A 23,233-nucleotide genomic window follows, 5' to 3' on the forward strand; every position below is an offset into this window, starting at 1 on the left:
ATGACCAGTCTCGTCCGTTCCCCCGCCGCGCTCGCCCGGCCCGCGCTGTCGCAGGCGGCGCAGCGCCGCTTCCTGGTGTTCTGCGGCCTTGCGGCGCTGGTCGCCGCGCTGATGCTGGCCAACGTCCGCATCGGTTCGGTCGCGTATCCGGTTGCCCGGTTGTGGGAGGCTCTGCTCCACCCCGGTGCCGCCGACGACGCCGGCTTCATCCTGTGGAACATCCGCCTGCCGCGCGCCATCGCGGCGGTGCTCGGCGGCGCGTTCCTCGCCACCTCGGGCCTGCTGTTGCAGGTGTATTTCCGCAACCCCATCGTCGGGCCGTTCATTCTCGGCATCTCCTCCGGCGCGACGGTGATGGTCTCCCTGGTGATGCTCACCACCCTCGGCCTCGGCTTCGCCGTCTTCAGCCCCTACCTCAACACCATCGCCGCGTGCCTCGGGGCCTATGGCGTGACCTTCCTGGTGGCGGCGATCGCCGGCCGGGTGAAGAACGGCGTCACCCTGCTGATCGTCGGCCTGATGACCGGCTACCTGTGCGGCGCGGTGACCGCCATCCTCACCGCTCTGGCGGAAAAGGAGCGGATCAAGGGCTTCGTGCTGTGGCAGCTCGGCAGCTTCTCCGGCTTCAAGTGGGTGGAGATCGAGGTGCTGGTGCTGCTCGGCGGGGCGCTGCTCGGCGGCATCTACCTGATGAGCAAGCCGCTCAACGCCTTCCTGCTGGGGGAAGACTACGCCGCCTCGATGGGGGTGAACATCCGGCGCTTCCGGGTGCTGATTCTGCTGCTCGCCTCCTCGCTCGCCGGACTGGTCACCGCGATGGCGGGGCCGGTGGCGTTCGTCGGGCTGGCGGTGCCGCACATGGCGCGCCTGAGCTTCGGCACCTCCGACAACCGCGTGCTCATCCCCGGGGCCTGCCTGATGGGCGCGGCGGTGACCAGCCTGTGCGACCTCATCGCGCGGATGTGGCTGTCGCCGGTGGAACTGCCGCTGTCTTCGATCACCGCGTTCTTCGGCGCGCCGGTGGTGATCGCCTTGTTGATGAAGAGGGGGATGAAGGGATGAGCGGCGGAATCGTTCTGGCCTGCGAGGACCTCTGCGTCGGCTATCGCGGCGCGGTGCTTTCCGGCGTCGGGCTCGCGGTGGAGGCCGGGCAGTTCGTCTCCCTGCTCGGGCCCAACGGCGCGGGCAAGACCACGCTGCTGCGCACCCTGTCGCGCCACCTGAAGCCGGTGTCGGGACGGGTGCGGGTGTGCGGCCGGGACTTGCAGGCGATGCGCGCGATCGACCTCGCCCGCGTCATGGCGGTGGGCCTGACCGACCCGGCGCGGCCGCCCTTGCTCTCGGTGTTCGAGTTCGCCGCGCTCGGGCGCTATCCGCACACCGGCCTCATGGGCCGCCTCGCCCCCGCCGACGTGGCGGTGGTGATGTCCGCCCTCGCCGCGGTGGCGGCGGACCATCTCGCCGACCGCCCGGTGGACCAGTTGAGCGACGGCGAGCGCCAGAAGGCGGTGCTCGCCCGCGCCCTGGCGCAGGAGCCGAAGATCCTGCTGCTCGACGAACCCACCGCGCACCTCGACCTCAAGCACCGCGTCGAGGTGATGGGCATCCTGCGCGGGCTGTGCCGTTCGCGCGGCCTCGCGGTGCTCGCCGCGCTGCACGACGTGGACATCGCGGCCAAGGTTTCCGACCGGGTGATGCTGGTCAAGGACGGGCGCACCGTGGACGACGGCCTGCCGGAGAAGGTGCTCACCTCCGCCGCGGTGGCGGCGCTCTACGGCTTCGACGCCGCGGACTTCAGCCGCGACCTGGGCGGCATCGAACTGCGCGGCGACGGCTCCGCCGGGCGCGCCTTCGTCACCGCCGGATTCGGCAGCGGCGCGGCGATCTTCCGCCTGCTGGCGAAGCGCGGCCTGGCGATCGCCACCGGGGTTCTTTCCGAGGGCGACCTCGACGCCTACGTCGCCCAGGCGCTCGGCGCGCAGGCCTTCGTCGCGCCGCGTACCGGCGGCGGGGATTCGCTTTCCGCCGCGCTCGCCGCGCTCGAAACCTGCGACTTCCTGGTCGATGCCGGGGAGAACGGGGGCGAGGCCAACCGCCGCATCCTCGAAGCGGCGCTGGCGCGCGGCCTGCCGGTGTTGCGCATGGGGCGGGCGGACGACGGCGGCCAGGGCTGCGCCTCCCTCGGCGATCTGGTCGCGGCGATCGACCGCCTGCGCGGCTGAGGCTTGCATCCGCGCGCGCGGCGGCGCATCAAGGAAACCTCGGGGAATTTCCAGGGGGTATCCGATGTTGCAGAGCGCCGTGGGCCTGTTCGGGCTGGTCGCCGTCGCCTGGCTCTTGAGCGAGAACCGCCGGTGCGTGTCGCTGCGCGTCGTCGCCGTGGGGCTGGCTTTGCAGGGCGCGGTGGCGCTCCTGATGCTCAAGGTGCCGCTGTTCTCCGGCGCGATGATGCGCCTCAACGGCGTGGTGGACGCGCTGCAATCGGCGACCCGGGCGGGGATGAGCTTCGTCTTCGGCTACCTCGGCGGCGGCGTGCTGCCGTTCGCCGAAACCGCGCCGGGCGGCGCGTGGATCATGGCGTTCCAGGCGCTGCCGCTGCTCCTGGTGATGAGCGCGCTCTCCGCGCTGCTGTTCTACTGGCGGGTGATTCCGGCGGTGGTGAAGGGGTTTTCCGCCGTGCTGCAACGCACCATGGATGTCGGCGGGGCGCTCGGCGTCGGGGTGTCGGCCAACATCTTCGTCGGCATGGTCGAGGCCCCGCTGATCGTCAAACCCTACCTCCACCGCCTCACCCGCAGCGAACTCTTCACCCTGATGACCTGCGGCATGGCCACCATCGCGGGCACGGTGATGGTGGTCTACGCCGCGATCCTCAACCCGGTGCTGCCCGGCGCGATCGGCCATATCCTCACCGCCTCGATCATCAGCGCCCCCGCCTCCATCCTCATCGCGCGGGTGATGGTGCCGGAAACCGCCGTGGCGGAAAATGCCGACGCCGCCATCGTCTCCCCCGCCACCAGTTCCATGGACGCGATCACCAAGGGCGCCGAGGAGGGGGTGAAGCTCTACCTCAACGTCGTCGCCATGCTGGTGGTCCTCGTCGCCCTGGTCTCCCTCGCCAACCAGATTCTCGCCCTGCTGCCCGAGGTGGCGGGCGCGCCGGTCTCGCTGCAACGCATCTTCGCCCTGGCGATGTGGCCGGTGGTGTGGCTGGTCGGCATTCCCCCGGCGGAGGCGATGACCGCCGCCTCGCTGATGGGCACCAAGACGGTGCTCAACGAATTCCTCGGCTACCTGCAGATGGCGGCGCTGCCCAAGGGGGCGCTCAGCCCGCGCTCGATGCTGATCATGACCTACGCGATGTGCGGCTTCGCCAACTTCGGCAGCCTGGGGATCATGATCGGCGGCCTCTCCGCCATGGCGCCGGAGCGCAAGGCGGAAATCGTCGCCCTCGGCTTCAAGTCGATCGTCGCGGGCACCCTCGCCACCTGCATGACCGGCGCGGTGGTGGGCGTGCTGTATTAGGGCCGCCAAGGCGGGGCTGCCGCCCCGCGCCCCGCCTGGAGGACCGCAGGCCCTCCAGGCCTCCCCCCATTTTTTGCGCGTCGCGCGAGAAAGCCATCACGCGGCGTGACGGTTGATGGCCGCTGCGCGGCGAAAAACTTAGGGGAGGCGCGGAGGGACCGAGTCCCTCCGCAACGTTTTGGTTTTCAAACGAGTCTCCGCCCCCCATTGGTCCGGATTATGCATTCGGATTCCCCGCGCGGCCGGCCGGCCGCGGCCTTTCACCTTCGCAAGCGGGGACTGCACGCAATGACCCATTCCACCGATCCGCTGGACTGCTCCATCGCGGAAACCGCCCGGCGCATCGCCGCCGGGGAGACCACGGCCGAGGCGGTGACCGCCGCCTCCCTCGCGCGCATCGCCGCGCTGGACCCTGCCCTGCACGCCTTCGTCGAGGTCTACGCCGAAGAGGCTGCGGCTGCGGCCAAGGCGCTGGACGCCGAGCGCGCGGCGGGCCGCGTGCGCGGACCGTTACACGGCATTCCCATTGCGATCAAGGACCTGGCGGACATCGCGGGCAAGGTCACCAGCTTCGGCTCGCGGGTGTTTTCCACCGCTCCGGCGGCGGCGACCGCGCCCTTCGTGCAGCGCCTGATCGACGCGGGCATGGTGGTGGTGGGCAAGCTGCAGATGGTGGAGTTCGCGCTCGGCAGTTGGGGCAGCAACCATTCCCGCGGCACGCCGCGCAACCCCTGCGACGCCGCGGCGCACCGCGCCCCCGGCGGTTCCTCCAGCGGTTCCGGCGTGGCGGTGGCGGCGGGCATGGTGCAGGTGGCCATCGGCTCCGACACCGGCGGCTCGATCCGCATTCCCGCCTCGCTCAACGGCATCGTCGGGCTCAAGACCACCATCGGCCTGGTGCCCACCGCCCGCGTCGCGCCGTTGAGCCCGAGCTTCGACACCATCGGCCCGATGACCCGCTGCGTGGACGATGCGCGCCTGGTGTTCGCGGCGCTGGCGGCGCGGCCCTGCCCGGCGGCGGGAAAGGGCGTCGCGGGCGGAAGCGTCGGCCTCGTCGCGGCGGAACAGCTCGCGCCGGTGGATGCGGAGGTGGCCGCGGGCGTCGCCGCCGCGGCGTCGCGCATCGCGGCGGCGGGGGCGCGGGTGGAAAGCTTCGCCCTGCCCATGGACCTGCCGGAATACCAGCGCCGCAACGGCGAGATCATGAGCTTCGAAGGCTATGCCTCGGTCGGCGACCTCGCCGAGGACCGCACCCTGCCGATCGACCCCTTCGTGCGGGAGCGCATCCTCGCCGGGCGGGGCACCACCCGCGCCGCCTACGACCGCGCCCAGGCGGACCGCGCCGCGGCGAAGCAGGCGTTCGCCGCGGCGATCGCCGGGCTCGACTTCCTTCTCCTGCCGTCCACGCCGATTCCTGCGCCGCCGCTCTCCGAGGTGGACGAGGCGGTGATGCCGATGTCGCGCTTCACCCGGCTCGCCAACTACCTCGACCTCTGCGCCGTCTCCATCCCCGCCGGACGCACCGCCGCGGGCCTGCCCTTCGGCCTGCAGATCGTCGCCCGCGGCGGCGCGGAGGCGGACCTGCTGGACTTCGCCGCCGGGGTCGAGGCGTTGCTGCGGTAGAACTTCGCGGGGGGACTCGGTCCCCCCACTCCCCCCATAACTTTTCGCCGCGTAGCGGCAGGCAATACCTTTGCGGCAACGCCCGTGCTTATGGCGCTGCGCGCAAAAGCCAAAAGCCATGGGGTGCGCGAGGGGTCCAAGACCCCTCGCAAAGCTTTTGTTGTCCCGCCCCGCGGAATTAATCCGGATTGATGTGTATGCAATCGGACGAAATTAATGCACATTGATTAAAATTTAGACGTAGAAATCATGTGCCTACCACATAGGCAGATGCGAAAGCCCCGCAACAGGCTCGCGGCGGCCCGGCAATCCGCTGCGATTCCACGAGAAAATTTTCGACCCAGGTATTTTTCGGCACGCCGCAAAGCTGGCACGGGAAATGCCCCTGTGTGCGGGTTGTTTCCGTTCATGGCGTCTGTGGGTCACCGATGTTCGCATACATGTTGAGACGGATCGTCTACGCGCTGCCCATCGCGCTGAGCGTGACGGTGATCTGTTTCCTTCTCGTCCATATCGCCCCCGGCGACCCGCTCTCCGCGGTCGCCCCGGTCGATGCGCCGACCGAGGTGATCGAGGCGCTGAAGCGCGCCTACGGCCTCGACAAGCCGCTGGTGGTGCAATACGGCCTGTGGTTGGGGCGCGCGGTGCAGGGCGATCTCGGCAGTTCGGTGGCCACCGGCCGCGCCGTGACGGGCGAGGTGTTGGGCGCGGTGAGCAACACCCTGCTGCTCGCCTTCGTCGCCGCGTGTCTGGGCTTCCTCGCCGGATGCGCCATGGGCGGCATCGCCGGCTACCGCAGCCGCAGCGTGCTCGACCGTGTGGTCAGCGCGCTCTCGGTGGCCGGGGTGAGCGTGCCGCACTACTGGCTCGGCATGGTGCTCACCATCATCTTTTCCGCGCAGCTGCACTGGCTGCCCGCGATGGGCGCGGGGCCGGGCGGCTCCGGCGCATGGACCTGGGACTATGCCCACATCCGCCATCTCATCCTGCCCGCGGTGACGCTTTCGGTGATCCCCATGGGCATGGTGGCGCGCACCGTGCGCGCCCTGGTCGCCGACGTGCTGGGGCAGGAGTTCGTGCAGGCCTTGCTGGCGAAGGGGCTGACCCACCGCCAGGTGTTCTTCCACGTGGTGAAGAACGTCGCCCCCACCGCGCTGGCGGTGATGGGGTTGCAGCTCGGCTATCTGCTCGGCGGGTCGATCCTGGTGGAGACGGTGTTCGCCTGGCCGGGCACCGGCTTCCTGCTCAACAACGCGATCTTCCAGCGCGACATCCCGCTGCTGCAGGGCACCATCCTCATCCTCAGCCTGTTCTTCGTGGCGCTCAACCTGCTGGTCGATATCGTGCAGCCGATGCTCGACCCGCGCATGCGGCGGAGCTGACGCCATGAGCATCCTCACCCCCACCGCGCCGTTGACCGTTCCCGCCGAAGTGCTGCGGTCCCCCGGCTATTGGCGCACCGTCGGCCGCCGCCTGCGCAACGACCGGGTTTCCATGGTCTGCCTCGCCATCCTGGCGCTGATCCTGATCGCCGCGGTGTTCGCGCCCATCCTCGCTCCCGCCGATCCCTACAAGGCGAGCATGCTGCACCGCCTCAAGGCGGTGGGCACCGCCGGGCATCTGCTCGGCACCGACGAGCTGGGCCGCGACATGCTGTCGCGCCTGATGTACGGCGCGCGGCTTTCCCTGCTTATGGGCTGCCTGCCGATCGGCATCGCCTTCGCCATCGGCACCACCGTCGGCGTCACCGCGGGCTTCGTCGGCGGGCGGCTCAACATGGCGGTGATGCGCGTCCTCGACGTGTTCTACGCCTTCCCCTCGGTGCTGCTGGCGGTGGCGATCTCCGGCGCTCTCGGGCCGGGCATGCTCAACAGCCTGATCTCGCTGACGCTCGTCTTCGTGCCGCCGATCACCCGCGTCGCGGAGAGCGTCACCACCCAGGTGCGCCGCCTCGACTACATCGACGCGGCGCGGATGAGCGGCGCGCCCAATTGGGTGATCGTGCGGGTGCAGGTTCTCGGCAACGTGATGGGGCCGGTGTTCGTCTACGCCACCGGGCAGATCAGCGTGTGCATGATCCTCGCCTCCGGCATGTCGTTCCTCGGCCTCGGGGTGAAGCCGCCGGAGCCGGAATGGGGCCTGATGCTCAACACCCTGCGCTCGGCGATCTACGTCAACCCGCTGGTCGCGGCGCTGCCCGGCGCGCTGATCTTCGTCACCTCCTTGTGTTTCAACCTCCTGGCCGACGGCACCCGCCTCGCCATGGACATCCGGGATTGACGCCGATGGAAACCCTCGACGCGACGATGCCCGAAACCATCCTGCCGGTCGGCGAGGACCGCGGCGGCCCGGCGCAGCCGCTGCTCATCGTCGAGGGGCTGACCAAGCGCTTTCCCATCGGCGGCGGCATGTTCAAGCGCGCCCAGGCCTACGTGCACGCGGTGGAGGGGGTGAGTTTTTCCGTCGCCAAGGGCGAGGTGCTGGGCATCGTCGGCGAATCCGGCTGCGGCAAGTCCACCACCGCGCGCCTGCTCGCCCGCCTCATCGAGCCGGATTCCGGCGAGGTGGTGGTGGACGGCGAGACGGTGGGCACGAGCGACGGCATGTCGCTGCGCGAGCTGCGCCGCAACGTGCAGATGGTGTTCCAGGATTCCTTCGCCTCGCTCAACCCGCGGCTGACCGTCGAGGACACCATCGCCTTCGGCCCGCGGGTGCACGGCGTTTCCGCAAAAGAGGCGATCGCCTCCGCGCGCGGCCTGCTCGCCCGCGTCGGCCTTGCGCCCGCGCAGTTCGCCGGGCGCTATCCGCACGAGCTTTCCGGCGGGCAGCGCCAGCGCGTCAACCTCGCCCGCGCGCTCGCCTTCTCGCCGCGCCTGCTGATCCTCGACGAGGCGGTGGCGGCGCTCGACAAGTCGGTGCAGGCGCAGGTGCTCAACCTGCTCCTCGACATCAAGGAGGACCGGGCGCTCACCTACCTCTTCATCTCCCACGACCTCAACGTGGTGCAGTACATCAGCGACCGCGTGCTGGTGATGTACCTGGGCGAGGTGGTGGAGACCGGGCCGGTGGACCGCATCTACAGCGACGCGCGCCACCCCTATACCCGCGCCCTGCTTTCCGCCGTGCCGTCGATGGACCCGGACCGCCGCACCCTGGAACCGCCGATCGCGGGCGACCCGCCCAACCCGATCGACCCGCCGAGCGGCTGCCGCTTCCGCGACCGCTGCACCTTCGCCGCCGAGGTCTGCGCCGCGCTCAAGCCGCGGCCGATCGAGGCGACGCCCGGCAGCGGACACATCGTCGCCTGCCACATGGCCGACCGCATTTCCGGCCACCCCCGGTCCGCCTGAGGAGCCGCCGCATGTTCCGCTTCCGCCCGCGCCACCCGCTTTCCACCCCGCCCGCCGAGGCCACCGGCGCGGCCGCCGCCGAGGCGCCGCTGGTGGAGGTTTCGGACCTCACCGTGGAGTTCACCGGCTCGCGCAAGGCGAGCGCGGTCAACGGCGTTTCCTTCTCCCTGCCGAAGGGCCGGGTGCTCGGCCTCCTCGGCGAGTCCGGCTCCGGCAAGAGCGTCACCCTGCGCGCCCTGATGCGCCTTCTGCCGCCGCGGCGCTCGCGCATCGGCGGGCGCATCCTGGTGGACGGGCAGGACGTTCTGGCGCTCGACGAAAAGGGGCTGGCCCACTATCGCGGCGGCATCGCCTCGATGATCTTCCAGGAGCCGATCCTCGCCTTCGACCCGGTCTATACCGTCGGCCGCCAGATCGCCGAGGCGGTGCGCGCCCACGATGCGGTGGACTGGGCCACCGCCCGCGCCCGCGCCATCGAGATGCTGGAGCACGTGCAGATTCCCCAGGCGGCGCGGCGCTACGAGTCCTATCCGCACGAGATCTCCGGCGGCATGCGGCAGCGCGCGATGATCGCGCTCGCGCTCTCCTGCCGCCCCAAGCTTCTCCTCGCCGACGAGCCGACCACGGCGCTCGACGCCACGGTGCAGATCCAGATTCTGCTGCTGCTGCGCGAGTTGCAGAAGGAGTTCGGGATGTCGGTGATCTTCGTCACCCACGATATCGGCGTGGCGGTGGAGGTCTCCGACCGCCTGGCGGTGATGTACGGCGGCCGCATCGTCGAGGAGGGCGATCTCGCCGCGGTGGTGCGCAACCCCCGCCATCCCTATACCGCGGGCCTGCTCGCCTCCACGGTGACGCCCGGCCTGCGCGGCCGCCGCCTCACGACGATTCCGGGCGCGCCGCCCGATCTCTCCGATCTGCCGCAGGGCTGCGCCTTCGCGCCGCGCTGCGCATTCGCTTCCGCCGATTGCGCGGCCGCGGTTCCGCCGGTGCGCGCCTTCGGTCAGGCGGGAAGGTTGGCCTGTTTCCACCCTCTCGAGTCCGCCGTTCCCGGTGCCCTGGGCCCCGGTCCCATCGCTGTCCCAACTGCTTAGAGGAATTGAGACATGAGACCATTTCTGCGTACCGTGGCGGGCGCCGTGCTCGCCGCCGGTCTGGCCGTCTCCGGCCAGGCCTTCGCCGCGCCTCCGCTGCGCATCGCGATGACCGCGGCGGACATTCCGCTGACCACCGGCCAGCCGGACAACGGTTTCGAGGGCTACCGTTTCCTCGGCTACACCATCTACGACTCCCTGATCAACTGGGACCTCTCCTCGGCGGACAAGGCGAGCGGCCTGACGCCGGGCCTCGCCACCTCGTGGAAGGTGGACGACGCCGACAAGACCAAGTGGATCATCCACCTGCGCAAGGGCGTGAAGTTCCATGACGGCTCCGCCTTCAACGCCGATTCGGTGGTGTGGAACTTCGAGAAGCTGCTCAACGACAAGTCGCCGCAGTTCGACCCCAAGCAGGCGGCCAACGGCCGCGGCCGCATTCCCACCGTCGCCAAGGTCGCCAAGATCGACGACATGACGGTGCGGATCACCACCAAGGAGCCGGACGCCTGGCTGCCCTACAACCTCTCCTTCATCTTCTTCTCCAGCCCCGCGCAGTGGGAAAAGCTGGGCAAGAGCTGGGAGAAGTTCGCCTATGCGCCGTCCGGCACCGGGCCGTTCAAGCTGGTGAAGATGGTGCCGCGCGAGCGCGCCGAACTGGTGCGCTTCGACGGCTATTGGGACAAGAAGCGCGTCGCCAAGTCGGAAAAGATCATCCTGATGCCGATTCCGGAGCCCAACACCCGTTCCGCCGCCCTGATGTCCGGTCAGGTGGACTGGATCGAGGCCCCGGCCCCGGACATGATCCCGCAGCTGAAGTCGGCGGGCATGGCGATCACCTCCAACGTCTACCCGCACACCTGGCCCTATCAGTTCAGCTGGCTGCCCGACAGCCCGTGGCAGGACATCCGGGTGCGCAAGGCCGCCAACCTGGCGGTGGACCGCGAAGGCCTGAAGCAGCTCCTCGGCGGCATGATGGTGCCGGCGCAGGGCCAGGTCACCGCCGATCACCCGTGGTTCGGCCACCCGGCCTTCAAGATCAAGTACGACCCGGCCGAGGCGAAGCGCCTGATGAAGGAAGCGGGCTATACCCCGGAGAAGCCGCTGCCGGTGAAGATTCTCATCTCCGCCTCCGGCTCCGGCCAGATGCTGCCGCTGCCGATGAACGAGTTCATCCAGCAGAGCCTGGCGGAAGTCGGCTTCAAGGTGACCTTCGAGGTGATGGAATGGCAGGCCCTGTTCGCCAACTGGCGCAAGGGCGTGAAGGACCCGGGCAGCCGCGGCGGCGACGCCACCAACGTGTCCTATGCCTGGCAGGACCCCTACAGCGCCTTCTACCGCTTCATGCACACCAAGGCGCAGCCCCCCGGCGGCTTCAACTGGGGCCTGTTCTCCAACCCCGAGTACGACAAGATGCTCGACGAGGCGCGCGCCACCTTCGACGCGGACAAGCAGAACGCGCTGCTCGCCAAGGTCCACGAAAAGATGGTGGACGACGCCACCTGGCTGTGGGTCGCCCACGACGTCGGGCCGCGCGCCATGACCCAAAAGGTCAAGGGCTTCGTGCAGGCGCGCAGCTGGTTCCAGGACCTCACCCCGGTCTCCGTCGCGCCGTAAGGCGGCGGACACCCAATCCAGGAAAGGCGGCCGCAAGGCCGCCTTTTTCGTGGGCAGGTAAAGCCAAAACTTCGTGGGGGACCTTGGGCCCCCCACACCCCCCATAACTGGTTTTCGCCGCGTAGCGGCCATCGACCGTCACGCCGCACGATGACTCTATGGCGCTGCGCGCAAAACCAAGAGTTATGGGAGGCCCGGAGGGTCCGCGACCCTCCGGAAAGTTTTTCCCTCAGTGCCCGAACACGCCCCAGAACATTCGGCACGAGGTGACGAAGAGGAAGAAGGCGAACGCCTTGCGCAGCAGCACCGGGTCGATGGCGTGGGCGATGCGCGCGCCGATCGGGGCGGTGAGCATGGTGGTCGGCACGATCAGGGCGAAGCCCAAGAGGTTGGCGTAGCCGAGGCTGAAGGGCGGCAGGTGCGGGTCGCCGAGGCCGGAGACGATGTAGCCGACGGTGCCGGGCAGGCCGATGATCAGGCCGATCGCCGAGGCGGTGCCGACGGCGCGGCGGATCGGCACGGCGAAGGAGGAGAGGATCGGCACGCTCAGCGTGCCGCCGCCGATGCCCATCATCACCGAAAAACCGCCGATGAAGCAGCCCAGCGGAACGCGGAAGCGCGGCCCGGCGGGCAGGGCGTCGCGCAGGGTCCAGCCTTCGCGCTTGAACGCCATGTGCGTGGCGACGAGCAGCGCGATCACCGCGAAGATCAGGGTGAGGGTAGAGCCGCGCGCCCGGCCGCCGAACACCGAGCCCGCGATCACCCCGATGACGATGCCGGGCGCGAGGGACTTCAGCAGGTCCCAGTCGAGGCCGCCCTTCTTGTTGTGGGTGCGCGCCGACATGATCGAGGTGGGGATGATGGTGGCGAGCGAGGTGCCCACCGCGAGGTGCATCCGCACCTCGGGGGCGATGCCGAGCAGGGGGAACAGCAGGTAGAGCACCGGCACGATGACGATGCCGCCGCCGACGCCGAGCACGCCGGCCAGAGTGCCCGCGATCGCCCCGGTGGCGAGCAGGGCGAGGGCGAAGGGCAGCAGGAATTCGAGGCTCATGTGGGCGGTCATCGCGTCGTCTCCGGCGCCGTGCCGTTCAGCAGCGGCGTGGTTTCCAGCATGCGGCGCGAGGCCGCGCCCGCCGCGCCGACATGGGTGCGCATCGCCGCCTCCGCCGCCGCCGCATCGCCCGCGGTCAGGGCGGCGACGATCGCCTCGTGCTCGGCGAAGGAGCGGTGCATCCGCTCGGAGGAGGCGAACTGGGCGCGCCGGTAGGGGATGACGCGGGCGCGCGCCGAAAGCGCCGCCTCGACCAGATAGGCGTTGTGGCTGGCGTTGAAGATGGTGGCGTGGAAGTCGAGGTTGGCGGCGTCGTAGGCTTCCGGATTGTCGGCGGCGAGGCAGTCGCGGCCGCGGCGGTGGATGGCGAGCAGGCGGTCGCGTTCCGTCTCGGTGATGCGTTTTGCGGCGTGGCGGGCGCAGATCGCCTCCAGCTCGGCGGAGAGTTCGAACATTTCGGCGAGGCGGCGTTCCGGCACCGCGCACACCCGCACCCCGGCGTTGGCGCGGCGCTCCAGCAGGCCGGAGGCGACGATCTGGTTGAGCGCCTCGCGCACCGGCGTGCGGGAAACCCCGAAGCGCAGCGACAGGCTCGCCTCGCTCAGGTGGGTGCCGGGCGCGATGCGGCCGAGCAGGATGTCGTCGGCCAGCGCCTGGCGGATATCCTCGACGCTGCTGCGGGCGATAAGGGCGGAAGCGGCGGTCATCGGCGGTCCTCCAGCAGTTTGGCAAGGGCGAGCAGGGTTTCCTCGGAGCCGGGGCCGCCGAGCAGCGACAGCCCGATGGGCGCGCCCGAGACCGTGGCTCCGGGGATGGAAATTTGCGGCAGGCCGCCGAGGCCCGCGGCGCAGAGGATGCGCATGGCGCGCCCGCGGTAGCGGTCGAGCGCCGCCTCGCTCTCGTTCAGCAGCGGCGCGGGGGCGGGCGAGGCGGGCAGCACGCAGACCGTGCCGGGCGGCAGCAGGGCGGTGAGGCGGCTGCGGATTTCCGCCTTGGCCTGCCGTGCGGCGGCGGCCTCCTCGGCGGTGATGCGGGCGGCGGCGGCGAAGCGCTCGCGCACGCCGGGGCCGAACTTCGGCCGGGCGGCGGCGATCCACGCGCCGTGCACCGCCCAGATCTCCGCCATCTGGCAGGTGCGGAACGCCGCGAACCAGTCGTCGAGCGGGCATTCGGCGAGCCGCGCCGGGCGGGCGGGGGCGACGATCTCCTGGAGGCGCGAGACCGCGGGGGCGAGCGCCTCGGCGACGGCGGCGTCGGCCTCCGCCCAGACGTCCACGCCGAGCAGCAGGCGGTCCGGCAGGGGTGCCTCGCAGGCGATGCCGAAGGCCGCGCCGACCCTGCCGAAGGTGGCGGCGTCGCGGGCGAACCAGCCGATGGTGTCGAAGCCGGGGGCGAGCGGCATCACCCCGGCAAGCGGAATGCGCCCGTGCGTGGTGCGGATGCCGTAGAGCCCGCAGAACGAGGCGGGGGTGCGCACCGAGCCGCCGGTGTCGGTGCCGAGCGCGGTGTCCACCGAGCCCGCCGCCACCGCCGCGGCGGAGCCGGAGGAGGAGCCGCCGGGCACGCGGCCGGGCGCGGCGGCGTTCACCGGCGTGCCGTAGTGGGCGTTGATGCCGAGCAGGCTGAAGGCGAGTTCGTCGGTGTGGGTCTTGCCGGTGAGCGTCGCCCCGGCTTCGAGCATCGCGGCGACGGCGGGCGCGGTTTCCGCCGCGGGGGCGTGGGTGCGCGCCCAGTCCGGGTTGCCGCAGCCGGTGACGCGCCCCGCCACGTCGAAAAGGTCCTTGGCGGCGAAGCTGAGACCGGCGAGCGGGCCGGTCTTCGCGCCGGGCAGGGTGAAGCGTTCGGCGAAGGCGTTGGCGGGATCGTGCATGGGGGACTCCTCGGCGGGGCGGCCTTATGGTATTGTATACAATACACCCGATCCCGCGCAATCGAAAGTGCGCGGGATGCGCTACGAGACTTGTCTAATTTTTTAAACAGGCGTAGCGTGGCCCCATCAACGCCTCTCCGTATCAGGGATATTGCCATGAGCTTCCTCGTCGATTCCACTCTTCTCCGCAGCCGGGCATTCGTCAACGGCGCATGGTGCGACGGCGCGGCGAAACGCCGCTTCGCGGTGACCGACCCGGCGACCGGCGACGTCATCGGCGAAGTGCCCGACATGGACCCCGCCGACGTGGAAGCGGCGATCGCCGCCGCCGATGCCGCCTTCCCCGCGTGGGCGGCGAAAACCGCCAAGGAACGCGCCGCGATCCTGCGCAAGTGGTACGAGCTGATCCTCGCCGCCGCCGACGACCTCGCCCTCCTGATGACCGCGGAGCAGGGCAAGCCGCTCGCCGAGGCCCGCGGCGAGGTGGTCTACGGCGCGTCCTTCGTCGAGTGGTTCGCCGAAGAGGGCAAGCGCATCTACGGCGACGTCATCCCCGCGCACAAGCCGGACGCCCGCATCGTCGTGCTGAAGCAGCCGATCGGCGTGGTCGCGGCGATCACGCCGTGGAACTTCCCCAACGCGATGATCACCCGCAAGGTCGCCCCGGCGCTCGCCGCGGGCTGCACCGCGGTGGTCAAGCCCGCGGGCGACACGCCGCTTTCGGCGCTGGCGTTGGCGCTTCTCGCCGAGCGCGCGGGGATTCCCGCGGGGGTGTTCAACATCGTCACCGCGCGGCGCGGCGCGCCGGTCGGCAAGGCGATGTGCGACAGCCCGCTGGTGCGCAAGCTCTCCTTCACCGGCTCCACCGAGGTCGGCAAGCTCCTCATCCGCGACTGCGCCGCGACGGTGAAGAAGGTGAGCATGGAGCTCGGCGGCAACGCGCCGTTCATCGTCTTCGACGATGCGGACCTCGACGCCGCGGTGGCGGGCGCGATGGCCTCGAAATACCGCAACGCCGGGCAGACCTGCGTCTGCGCCAACCGCTTCCTGGTGCAGGAGGGAGTCTACGACGCCTTCGCCGCCAGGCTCAAAGCCGCGGTCGGCGCGCTCAAGGTCGGCAACGGCATGGAGGCCGGGGTGACCCAGGGACCGCTGATCAACCAGGCCGCCGTGACCAAGGTGGAAAGCCTGGTCGCCGACGCGCTCGCCAAGGGCGCGAACGCGGTGTGCGGCGGCCGCCGCGTCACCGCGGAGGGCACCTTCTACCAGCCGACCATCCTCACCGGGGCGACCCCGGAGATGGAGATCTTCGCCGAGGAGATCTTCGGCCCGGTGGCGGTGCTCTACCGTTTCAAGACCGAGGCGGAAGCGGTGGCGATGGCCAACGACACCCGCTTCGGCCTCGCCGCCTATTTCTACGCCCGCGACGTCGGCCGCGTCTTCCGCGTCGCCGAGGCCCTGGAATACGGCATCGTCGGCATCAACGAAGGGATCATCTCCACCGCCGAGGCGCCCTTCGGCGGGGTCAAGGAATCCGGCCTGGGCCGCGAAGGCTCGATGTACGGCATCGAGGACTTCCTCGAAATCAAATACCTCTGCCTCGGCGGCATCGCCGGGTAACCGCATCAGAAACAGGAGACGAAGGTCATGTCACAGTCCGGGAACGCCGCGCTTCAGGCGCGGCGCGAGGCCGCGGTCCCGCGCGGGCTTTCCACCAATCAGCCGGTGTTCGCCGCGCGGGCGGAAAACGGCGAGATCTGGGACGTGGACGGCAAGCGCTACATCGATTTCGCCAGCGGCATCGCGGTGCTCGCCACCGGCCACCGCCACCCCAAGGTGGTCGCCGCGGCGAAGGCGCAGCTCGACAGTTTCGCCCACGTCTGCGTCCAGGTGACGCCGTACGAGCCCTACGTGAAGCTCGCCGAGCGCCTCAACGCCCTGATGCCCGGACCGGGACCGAAGAAGTCGCTGTTCCTCAACTCCGGCGCCGAGGCGGTGGAGAATGCGGTGAAGATCGCCCGCATCGCCACCGGGCGTTCGGCGGTGGTGGCGTTCAACGGCGCGTTCCACGGCCGCACCCTGCTCACCGTCGCGCTCACCGGCAAGGTCGCGCCCTACAAGCTCGGCGTCGCGCCGCTGCCGGCCGATATCTACCACGTGCCGTTCCCGGACGCCTATCACGGCATCTCGGTGGAACAGTCGCTGAAGGCGATCGACGCGCTCTTCCGCTCCGACGTGGACCCCAACCGCGTTTGCGCCTTCATCGTCGAGCCGGTGCAGGGCGAGGGCGGCTTCAACCCGGCGCCGCCCGAGTTCCTGCAGGCGCTGCGCAAGATCTGCGACCGCTACGGCATCCTGCTGATCGCCGATGAGATCCAGACCGGCTTCGGCCGCACCGGCAAGCTGTTCGCGGTGGAGCACTCCGGCGTCGCCCCCGACATGATGACGGTGGCGAAGTCGCTCGGCGGCGGCTTCCCGATTTCCGGCGTGGTCGGCAAGGCCGAGATCATGGACCACCCCGCCGTCGGCGCGGTGGGCGGCACCTACGGCGGGCACCCGATGTCCTGCGCCGCGGCGCTCGCGGTGCTCGACGTGATCGAGGAGGAAGGCCTAGTGGAGCGCGCCAGGACGATCGGCGGCATCATCACCGAGCGCCTCGAGGCGATGGCGGGGAAGAACCAGTTCTCCTGCATCGGCGACATCCGCGGCCTCGGCGCGATGCTGGCGGTGGAGCTGGTCAAGGACCGCGTCACCCGCGAACCGGCGGCCGACCTCACCAAGGCCCTGGTCGCCAAGGCGGCGGAGAACGGGCTGATGGCGCTCACCTGCGGCGTGTTCGGCAATGCGGTGCGCTTCCTGCCCGCGCTGACCATGCCGGAGGCGCAGGTGCGGGAGGGCATGGAGATTCTCGAAGCCTCCCTCGCCGAAGTGCTCTCCGCATAGCCGTGCGGCGCGCGGCCGGGCGGCGGCGCTCCCGGCCCTGATGACGAAAAACCGGAGGGACTCGGTCCCTCCGGTTTTTTCGTCGCCGCGGACACCGGCTTTTCCGGCCCCGGACGCTGCCGCTCCGCGCGGCGTTCGTGTTTAAAAAATAGGCATATTTGACCGGCTCAAGGGTTTGAACAAAAATTAAGCCCCGGGACTTGTTTAATTAATTAAACGTGGCATGCTGTTTGCGTTGTCGCCGGTGCCGTCTTTCCGGCGACCGCCGGTTTCACCCCAAGGACACGTCATGACCGATTCCGCCGCACCCGCATCCGATGTTCTGGTCCGCTTCTCCGGCGTGCGGAAGACCTATGACGGCGAGACCCTGGTGGTGAAGGACCTCAACCTGGACATCCACCGCGGCGAGTTTCTCACCCTGCTCGGGCCGTCGGGGTCCGGCAAGACCACCTCGCTGATGATGCTGGCGGGCTTCGAGGTGCCGACCGACGGCGAGATCGAGCTTGCGGGCCGCTCCATCCGCAACGTGCCGCCGCATCAGCGCGGCATCGGCATGGTGTTCCAGAACTACGCCCTGTTCCCCCACATGACGATCGAGGAGAACGTCGCCTTTCCGCTGATGGTGCGCGGCATGGACCGCGGCGCGCGCAGCGCCAAGGCGCGCGAGGCGCTTTCCATGGTGAAGCTGGAGGACCTGTGGCGGCGGCGTCCGGGGCAGCTTTCCGGCGGGCAGCAGCAGCGCGTCGCCCTGGCCCGCGCCCTGGTGTTCGAGCCGCAACTGGTGCTGATGGACGAGCCGCTCGGCGCGCTCGACAAGCAGCTGCGCGAGCACATGCAGATCGAGATCAAGCACCTGCACCAGAGCCTGGGGGTGACCGTGGTCTACGTCACCCACGACCAGACCGAGGCGCTCACCATGTCGGACCGCATCGCGGTGTTCGACGACGGGGTGATCCGGCAGCTCGACACGCCGCACGGCCTGTACGAGGAGCCGCAGAACGCCTTCGTCGCCGACTTCATCGGCGAGAACAACATGCTCGCGGGCACGGTGGAGGAGATGCTGGAGAACGGTCTCTGCCGCGTCGCGCTCGCCGACGGGCGCCACGTCACCGCGCGGGCGGTCAACGTGACCGCCGCGGGGCAGCCGACCCGCCTGTCGATGCGGCCCGAGAAGGTGCACGTGGAGGATTACGGCCCGCAGCACGTCAACCGGCTGATCGGCACGGTGAAGGAGACGATCTACCACGGCGACCACACGCGGCTGCGCCTCGCCGTGGCGGGCAATCCGGAATTCACGGTGAAGATGCGCTTCCGTCCCAACCGGCCGCGCCCCGAGGTGGGCGAGCGGGTGGCGGTGGCCTTCGCCGCGGAGGACTGCCGGGCGCTGGATGCGCCGGCGGAAGACGAGAGTTGAGTTTGGGGGCCAACGCAGGGAGTACGACAGCATGAGCAAGCGTATGACGACCGCCGCGATCGCCGCGGCGCTGGTGATCGGCGGCGCAGCCTCCGCCCAGGCCCGCGATTTGAGCGTGGTGGGCTGGGGCGGCGCGTTCCAGAAGGTGATGAAGGACGTCTATTTCGATCCCTTCATGAAGGCCAGCGGCATCAAGATGACCGACGAGTCCTGGGACGGCGGCATCGGCGTGCTGCGCGCCAAGGTGGAAGGCGGCAACGCCACCTGGGACGTGGTGGAAGTGGAATCCGACGAACTGGCGGTGGGCTGCGAGGAAGGCCTGTTCGTGCCGCTCGACTGGCCGAAGATCGGCGGCAAGGCCGCCTATCTGCCCGATGCGGTGCACGAGTGCGGCGTCGGCACCATCGCCTACGACTTCGTGCTCGCCTACGACAAGGACAAGCTGAAGGCCGGGCCGACGAGCTGGGCCGACTTCTTCGACACCAAGAAGTACCCGGGCAAGCGCGGCCTGCGCGGCGGCGCCAAGTCCACCCTGGAGTTCGCCCTGATCGGCGACGGCGTGGCCCCGAAGGACGTCTACAAGGTGCTGGCGACGCCGGAAGGCCAGGACCGCGCCTTCAAGAAGCTGGACAGCATCAAGAAGGACCTGATCTTCTGGAAGGCGGGCGCGCAGCCGCCGCAGCTTCTCGCCTCGGGCGAGGTGGTGATGACCTCGGTCTACAACGGCCGCATCGACGCCGCCAACCTGAACGACAAGCGCAACTTCGGCATCGTCTGGAACGGCGCGCTGTTCACCATCGACTCCTGGGTGATCCTCAAGGGCTCGCCCAATGTCGCGAGCGCCTACAAGTTCCTCGACTTCGTCGGCAAGCCCGCCACCCAGGCGAAGCTGACCCCGGCCATCGCCTATGGCCCGACCGCCAAGGACGCCGCGAAGTACATCGACCCCAAGCGGCTGCCCGACATGCCGACCGCGCCGGACAACATGAAGAACATCGTCACCATCGATTCCGCCTTCTGGCTGGAGAACATCGACCGGCTCAACGACCGCTTCAACAAGTGGGCGGCGAGCAAGTAGAACCCGTTGCGCCGGGGGGCGGCTTGCGCCCCCCGGCCGGTTTCCCCCCGGCGGCGAGGCATGAAACGCATGAGCGAGCAGAACCACCCGTTGAAGGCCCGCCTGCGCCGCGCCGAACGGATGCGGCAGGTGAAGGCGTTCGGCCTGATCGCGCCGCTTCTGGGGTTCCTTTTGATTTCCTTCGTCGTGCCGATCGCCTCGATGATGATGCGCGCGGTCCACGATACCGAGCTTTCCTCCGTCTGGCCCGAGGTCACCGCCGCCATCCCCTCCTGGCGCGACCGCAAGGCGCTGCCGGACGAGGCGGTTTTCGCCGCGCTCGCCCACGATATCAAGGCGAGCCACAAGGACCGCACCCTCTCCACCGCGGCGCGGCGCCTCAACTACGACCTGCGCAACGGCCGCTCCCTGGTGTTTTCCACCGCACGCGCGCTGCCGGAGACGGCGGAGCGCTGGACCGATGCGGTGATCGCCGCCAACGGCCGCTGGGCCGACCCGGAAACCTGGGGCGCGGTCTATCGCGCCTCCGGCCCGGTGACCGGCTTCTTCCTCCTCGCCGCGCTCGACCGCAACCGCACCGCGACCGGCAGGATCGTCGTCGCGCCGCCGGATGAGGCGCTCTTCCTCGATGTGCTGAAGCGCACCTTCGTCGTCGGCCTCGCGGTGACGCTGATCTGCCTCGCGCTCGGCTATCCGGTCGCCTATCTGCTCGCCACGCTGCCGCCCGACCGCGGCAACCTGTTGATGATCCTGGTGCTGCTGCCGTTCTGGACGTCGCTTCTGGTGCGCACCGCCGCCTGGGTGGTGGTGCTGCAGGAGCACGGCCTGGTCAACAACGCGCTGATCTGGCTCGGCATCATCGAAAAGCCGATGCGCCTGATCTACAACCAGGTCGGCGTCTACGTGGCGATGACCCACATCCTGCTGCCGTTCATGATTCTGCCGCTCTATTCGGTGATGAAGGCGATCCCGCCCACCTATGTGCGCGCCGCGCGCTCGCTGGGCGCGGCGCCCGCCACCGCGTTTTTGCGCATCTACGTGCCGCAGACCCTGCCCGGCATCGGCGCGGGGGGCATCCTGGTGTTCATCATGGCGATCGGCTACTACATCACCCCGGCCCTGGTGGGCGGCGCGGGCGACCAGCTGATCAGCTATTTCATCGCCTATTACACCTCGAGCTCGGTGAACTGGGGCCTCGCCTCGGCGCTGGGCGCGGTGCTGCTCGCCGCCACGATGATCCTCTATGCCGTCTACAACCGCCTGGTCGGGGCGGGCGGCATCAAACTGGGATAACCGCAACATGGCCGCGCCTTCCGTCCGCACCCCTTCCGAACGCATCTGGACCGCCGTGCTGTGGGCGGTGAGCGTCCTGGTGTTCTTCTTCCTGCTGGCGCCGATTCTCGCCATCGTGCCGCTGTCGTTCTCCTCCGGGCAGTTCCTCACCTATCCGATCCCCGGCTTCTCGCTGCGCTGGTATGCCGAGTTCTTCCAGAGCGAGCAGTGGACCGGCAGCCTGGCCAACAGCCTGATCGTCGGCATCTCCGCCACGGCGCTCGCCACCGCGCTCGGCACCGTCGCCTCCCTCGGCCTGGTGCGCGCCGACTTCCGCGGCAAGGGGCTGATCATGGGGGTGCTGCTGAGCCCGATGATCGTGCCCCTGGTGATCACCGCGGTGGGGTTCTACTTCTTCTTCGCGCCGCTCGGGCTCACCGCCACCTTCCCCGGGCTGATCGTCGCGCACACCGCGCTCGCCGCGCCCTTCGTCGTGGTCACCGTCACCGCGACGCTCGCGGGCTTCGACATGAACCTCGCCCGCGCCTCGGCCAGCCTGGGGGCGGGGCCGTCCACCACCTTCTTCAAGGTGATTCTGCCGCTGATCGCGCCGGGCGTCGCCTCCGGGGCTCTCTTCGCCTTCGCCACCTCCTTCGACGAGGTGGTGATCGTGCTCTTCGTCGCCGGGCCGGGGCAGCGCACCCTGCCGCGCGAGATGTTCTCCGGCATCCGCGAGAACATCTCCCCCACCATCACCGCGGCGGCGACCATCCTCATCCTTCTCTCCATCGTTCTCCTCGCCGCGCTCGAACTGCTGCGGCGGCGCAACGCGCGGATGCGCGGCCAGGCCTGAAACGCGAAACGCCCGGCCTGAGGCCGGGCGTTTTTGCGCGCGGCGCGGTCAGTCCGCCGCCGGGATCGGCTGCCTGACGTGGTTGCGGTAGAATTGCAGCGCCGGCGGCACCAGCAGGAGGACGATCACCGCCCAGAGAATCTGGCACGGCCCGCGGGTGAAGAACACGCCGAGGCTGCCGTGGCCGATGATCAGGCCCTGGGCGAAGCCGGTCTCGGCGATCGGCCCGAGGATCAGCCCGAGGATCAGCGCGCCGAGCGAGAAGCCGCCCTTCTCCAGCACCAGCGCCAGCACCGCGAAGCCGAGCATCACGTAGACGTCGAAGATGTTGCCGTCCATGGCGTAGGAGCCGAGCGCCGAGAACAGGCACACCCCGGGGATCAAAAGCGACGTGGGGATCAGCGAGATGCGCGCGAAATAGGGGGCGAAGAACAGGCCGATGCCGAGGAAGATCAGGTTGGCGAGGAACATCGAGAGGATGAAGCCGTAGGTGATCACCCCGTGCTTGGTGAAGAGCTCCGGCCCCGGGATCATCCCGTGGATGAGCAGCCCGCCGAGGAGCGCCGCGGCGACGCTGTTGCCGGGAATGCCCAGCGTGAGGGTGGGCACCAGCGAGCCGCCGACGCAGCCGTTGTTGCCGCTTTCCGCGGCGGCGATGCCCTCCGGATTGCCCTTGCCGAAGAGCCTGCGGTTCTTCGAATGCTGGCGCGCCAGGTTGTAGGAGATGAAGGCGGCGATGGTCGCGCCCTCGCCCGGCAGGATGCCGACCAGGGTGCCGACGCACGAGCCCAGGCCGATGAACTTGCCGAGGCCCTTGGGCATCGGCTCGCGCTTGATCGACTTCACGTCCACGGTTTCGTGGACGATGTGGGACGCGCCGGTGAGCTTCAGCATTTCGGTGATCGAGAACATGCCGATCAGCGCGGGCATGAACGAGACGCCGTCGAACAGCTCGCGCATGCCCATGGTGTAGCGCAGGTTGCCCGAGATCGGGTCGGTGCCGATCACCGCGATGGCGAGCCCCAGCACGCCGGAGATCAGCGCCTTGAGCAGCTTGCCCTCCTCGGCGAGGGAGACGATGCCGACGAGGCCGAGGATCGCCAGCAGGAAGTATTCCGGCGGGCCGAACTTCAGCGCGAAGATGGCGAGAAGCGGCGCGGTGAGCAGAAGAACCAGGGTGGAGAACGTCCCGCCGACGAAGCTCGAGATCACCGAAACCTTGAGCGCCAGTCCGCCGCGGCCCTGCTGGGTGAGGGGGTAGCCCTCCATCGCGGTGGCCACCGCCGCCGGGGTGCCGGGGGTGCGCAGCAGGATGGCGGGGATGGAGCCGCCGTACATCGCGCCGCAATAGACGCCGCCCATCAGCACGAGGCCGGTGAGCGGGTGCAGCGCATAGGTCACCGGGATGAGGAGCGCCACCGCCATGGTGGCGGTGAGCCCGGGCATGCCGCCGACGATGATGCCCGCGACGGTGCCGATGAACACCGCGAGCAGCGCCGAGGGCGCGAGCAGCGATTGTGCGGCTTCGAAAATCATGCGC

Annotated in this window: 19 protein-coding genes; 15 read left to right on the forward strand and 4 right to left on the reverse strand. The window is 69.5% G+C overall.

Going from position 1 to position 23,233, the window contains the following annotated elements; genetic code table 11:
* The 9 genes from O7R11_RS07070 to O7R11_RS07110 all read left to right on the forward strand — a co-directional run bounded on the left by O7R11_RS07070 (position 1) and on the right by O7R11_RS07110 (position 11,209).
* Complete coding sequence (locus O7R11_RS07070) at positions 1-1,062, forward strand: FecCD family ABC transporter permease (protein ID WP_337996800.1); 1,062 nt, start codon at positions 1-3, stop codon at positions 1,060-1,062.
* The gene (locus O7R11_RS07075; RefSeq protein ID WP_337996801.1) at positions 1,059-2,222 is read left to right on the forward strand and encodes an ABC transporter ATP-binding protein; all 1,164 of its coding nucleotides are present in this window, start codon (positions 1,059-1,061) and stop codon (positions 2,220-2,222) included. Before O7R11_RS07070 ends, O7R11_RS07075 begins: the two co-directional genes overlap by 4 nt.
* 64 nt (positions 2,223-2,286) lie before the next feature.
* Positions 2,287-3,525: a NupC/NupG family nucleoside CNT transporter gene (locus O7R11_RS07080; protein WP_337996802.1), complete on the forward strand. Its 1,239-nt coding sequence runs from the start codon at positions 2,287-2,289 to the stop codon at positions 3,523-3,525.
* 288 nt (positions 3,526-3,813) lie between these two features.
* A complete protein-coding gene (locus O7R11_RS07085) occupies positions 3,814-5,148 on the forward strand; it encodes an amidase (RefSeq protein ID WP_337996803.1) in 1,335 nt (444 codons plus the stop codon).
* 440 nt (positions 5,149-5,588) lie between these two features.
* Positions 5,589-6,530: an ABC transporter permease gene (locus O7R11_RS07090; protein ID WP_337996804.1), complete on the forward strand. Its 942-nt coding sequence runs from the start codon at positions 5,589-5,591 to the stop codon at positions 6,528-6,530.
* Between the two features lie 4 nt (positions 6,531-6,534).
* A complete protein-coding gene (locus tag O7R11_RS07095; RefSeq protein ID WP_337996805.1) occupies positions 6,535-7,428 on the forward strand; it encodes an ABC transporter permease in 894 nt (297 codons plus the stop codon).
* Between the two features lie 5 nt (positions 7,429-7,433).
* Positions 7,434-8,498: an ABC transporter ATP-binding protein gene (locus tag O7R11_RS07100; RefSeq protein WP_337996806.1), complete on the forward strand. Its 1,065-nt coding sequence runs from the start codon at positions 7,434-7,436 to the stop codon at positions 8,496-8,498.
* 11 nt (positions 8,499-8,509) lie between these two features.
* The gene (locus O7R11_RS07105) at positions 8,510-9,592 is read left to right on the forward strand and encodes an ABC transporter ATP-binding protein (RefSeq protein ID WP_337996807.1); all 1,083 of its coding nucleotides are present in this window, start codon (positions 8,510-8,512) and stop codon (positions 9,590-9,592) included.
* Between the two features lie 12 nt (positions 9,593-9,604).
* On the forward strand, positions 9,605-11,209 hold the full coding sequence (locus tag O7R11_RS07110) for an ABC transporter substrate-binding protein (RefSeq protein ID WP_337996808.1): 1,605 nt from the start codon (positions 9,605-9,607) through the stop codon (positions 11,207-11,209).
* A 229-nt stretch (positions 11,210-11,438) separates the two neighbouring features.
* Here the strand turns inward: O7R11_RS07110 and O7R11_RS07115 are convergent, their stop codons facing one another.
* Genes O7R11_RS07115 through O7R11_RS07125 form a run of 3 tightly spaced genes read right to left on the reverse strand, consistent with a single transcriptional unit; the run spans position 11,439 to position 14,133 of the window.
* Positions 11,439-12,275 carry a sulfite exporter TauE/SafE family protein gene (locus tag O7R11_RS07115; RefSeq protein WP_337996809.1) on the reverse strand — a complete coding sequence of 279 codons (837 nt, stop codon included), beginning with the start codon at positions 12,273-12,275 and terminating at the stop codon, positions 11,439-11,441.
* Positions 12,272-12,970, reverse strand: a complete 699-nt coding sequence (locus O7R11_RS07120) for a GntR family transcriptional regulator (protein ID WP_337996810.1) — start codon at positions 12,968-12,970, stop codon at positions 12,272-12,274. The genes O7R11_RS07115 and O7R11_RS07120 overlap by 4 nt, the downstream gene beginning before the upstream one ends.
* Positions 12,967-14,133: an amidase gene (locus O7R11_RS07125; protein WP_337996811.1), complete on the reverse strand. Its 1,167-nt coding sequence runs from the start codon at positions 14,131-14,133 to the stop codon at positions 12,967-12,969. Before O7R11_RS07125 ends, O7R11_RS07120 begins: the two co-directional genes overlap by 4 nt.
* 156 nt (positions 14,134-14,289) lie before the next feature.
* Here O7R11_RS07125 and O7R11_RS07130 point away from each other — a divergent pair, with 156 nt between their 5' ends.
* The 6 genes from O7R11_RS07130 (at position 14,290) to O7R11_RS07155 (ending at position 21,693) form a co-directional block, all read left to right on the forward strand.
* Entirely contained in the window at positions 14,290-15,753 is a 1,464-nt protein-coding gene (locus O7R11_RS07130; protein WP_337996812.1) for an NAD-dependent succinate-semialdehyde dehydrogenase, read from the forward strand.
* Between the two features lie 27 nt (positions 15,754-15,780).
* The gene (gene gabT, locus O7R11_RS07135; RefSeq protein ID WP_337996813.1) at positions 15,781-17,076 is read left to right on the forward strand and encodes a 4-aminobutyrate--2-oxoglutarate transaminase; all 1,296 of its coding nucleotides are present in this window, start codon (positions 15,781-15,783) and stop codon (positions 17,074-17,076) included.
* 289 nt (positions 17,077-17,365) lie between these two features.
* Positions 17,366-18,490, forward strand: coding sequence for an ABC transporter ATP-binding protein (locus tag O7R11_RS07140; RefSeq protein WP_337996814.1), 1,125 nt, complete (start codon positions 17,366-17,368; stop codon positions 18,488-18,490).
* Positions 18,491-18,521: 31 nt separating this feature from the next.
* Complete coding sequence (locus O7R11_RS07145; RefSeq protein WP_337996815.1) at positions 18,522-19,568, forward strand: ABC transporter substrate-binding protein; 1,047 nt, start codon at positions 18,522-18,524, stop codon at positions 19,566-19,568.
* A 60-nt stretch (positions 19,569-19,628) separates the two neighbouring features.
* The gene (locus tag O7R11_RS07150) at positions 19,629-20,861 is read left to right on the forward strand and encodes an ABC transporter permease (RefSeq protein WP_337996816.1); all 1,233 of its coding nucleotides are present in this window, start codon (positions 19,629-19,631) and stop codon (positions 20,859-20,861) included.
* 7 nt (positions 20,862-20,868) lie between these two features.
* Complete coding sequence (locus O7R11_RS07155; RefSeq protein ID WP_337996817.1) at positions 20,869-21,693, forward strand: ABC transporter permease; 825 nt, start codon at positions 20,869-20,871, stop codon at positions 21,691-21,693.
* Between the two features lie 48 nt (positions 21,694-21,741).
* Here O7R11_RS07155 and O7R11_RS07160 read toward each other — a convergent pair whose 3' ends face one another.
* On the reverse strand, positions 21,742-23,229 hold the full coding sequence (locus O7R11_RS07160; protein ID WP_337996818.1) for a tripartite tricarboxylate transporter permease: 1,488 nt from the start codon (positions 23,227-23,229) through the stop codon (positions 21,742-21,744).
* Between the last annotated feature and the right edge of the window lie 4 nt (positions 23,230-23,233).

It is taken from the genome of Oleispirillum naphthae, from assembly GCA_027864655.1.
GTDB lineage: Bacteria > Pseudomonadota > Alphaproteobacteria > Rhodospirillales > Rhodospirillaceae > Oleispirillum > Oleispirillum naphthae.

Excerpts from the sequence above, each read along its gene's own strand:
- O7R11_RS07075 (WP_337996801.1), top strand. The coding sequence starts at position 1,059 with ATGAGCGGCGGAATCGTTCTGGCCTGCGAGGACCTCTGCGTCGGCTAT.
- O7R11_RS07085 (WP_337996803.1), top strand. The coding sequence starts at position 3,814 with ATGACCCATTCCACCGATCCGCTGGACTGCTCCATCGCGGAAACCGCC.
- O7R11_RS07150 (WP_337996816.1), top strand. The coding sequence starts at position 19,629 with ATGAAACGCATGAGCGAGCAGAACCACCCGTTGAAGGCCCGCCTGCGC.
- O7R11_RS07090 (WP_337996804.1), top strand. The coding sequence starts at position 5,589 with ATGTTGAGACGGATCGTCTACGCGCTGCCCATCGCGCTGAGCGTGACG.
- gabT (WP_337996813.1), top strand. The coding sequence starts at position 15,781 with ATGTCACAGTCCGGGAACGCCGCGCTTCAGGCGCGGCGCGAGGCCGCG.
- O7R11_RS07155 (WP_337996817.1), top strand. The coding sequence starts at position 20,869 with ATGGCCGCGCCTTCCGTCCGCACCCCTTCCGAACGCATCTGGACCGCC.
- O7R11_RS07145 (WP_337996815.1), top strand. The coding sequence starts at position 18,522 with ATGAGCAAGCGTATGACGACCGCCGCGATCGCCGCGGCGCTGGTGATC.
- O7R11_RS07130 (WP_337996812.1), top strand. The coding sequence starts at position 14,290 with ATGAGCTTCCTCGTCGATTCCACTCTTCTCCGCAGCCGGGCATTCGTC.
- O7R11_RS07080 (WP_337996802.1), top strand. The coding sequence starts at position 2,287 with ATGTTGCAGAGCGCCGTGGGCCTGTTCGGGCTGGTCGCCGTCGCCTGG.
- O7R11_RS07110 (WP_337996808.1), top strand. The coding sequence starts at position 9,605 with ATGAGACCATTTCTGCGTACCGTGGCGGGCGCCGTGCTCGCCGCCGGT.
- O7R11_RS07120 (WP_337996810.1), bottom strand. The coding sequence starts at position 12,970 with ATGACCGCCGCTTCCGCCCTTATCGCCCGCAGCAGCGTCGAGGATATC.
- O7R11_RS07115 (WP_337996809.1), bottom strand. The coding sequence starts at position 12,275 with ATGACCGCCCACATGAGCCTCGAATTCCTGCTGCCCTTCGCCCTCGCC.
- O7R11_RS07160 (WP_337996818.1), bottom strand. The coding sequence starts at position 23,229 with ATGATTTTCGAAGCCGCACAATCGCTGCTCGCGCCCTCGGCGCTGCTC.
- O7R11_RS07125 (WP_337996811.1), bottom strand. The coding sequence starts at position 14,133 with ATGCACGATCCCGCCAACGCCTTCGCCGAACGCTTCACCCTGCCCGGC.
- O7R11_RS07070 (WP_337996800.1), top strand. The coding sequence starts at position 1 with ATGACCAGTCTCGTCCGTTCCCCCGCCGCGCTCGCCCGGCCCGCGCTG.
- O7R11_RS07095 (WP_337996805.1), top strand. The coding sequence starts at position 6,535 with ATGAGCATCCTCACCCCCACCGCGCCGTTGACCGTTCCCGCCGAAGTG.
- O7R11_RS07100 (WP_337996806.1), top strand. The coding sequence starts at position 7,434 with ATGGAAACCCTCGACGCGACGATGCCCGAAACCATCCTGCCGGTCGGC.
- O7R11_RS07105 (WP_337996807.1), top strand. The coding sequence starts at position 8,510 with ATGTTCCGCTTCCGCCCGCGCCACCCGCTTTCCACCCCGCCCGCCGAG.
- O7R11_RS07140 (WP_337996814.1), top strand. The coding sequence starts at position 17,366 with ATGACCGATTCCGCCGCACCCGCATCCGATGTTCTGGTCCGCTTCTCC.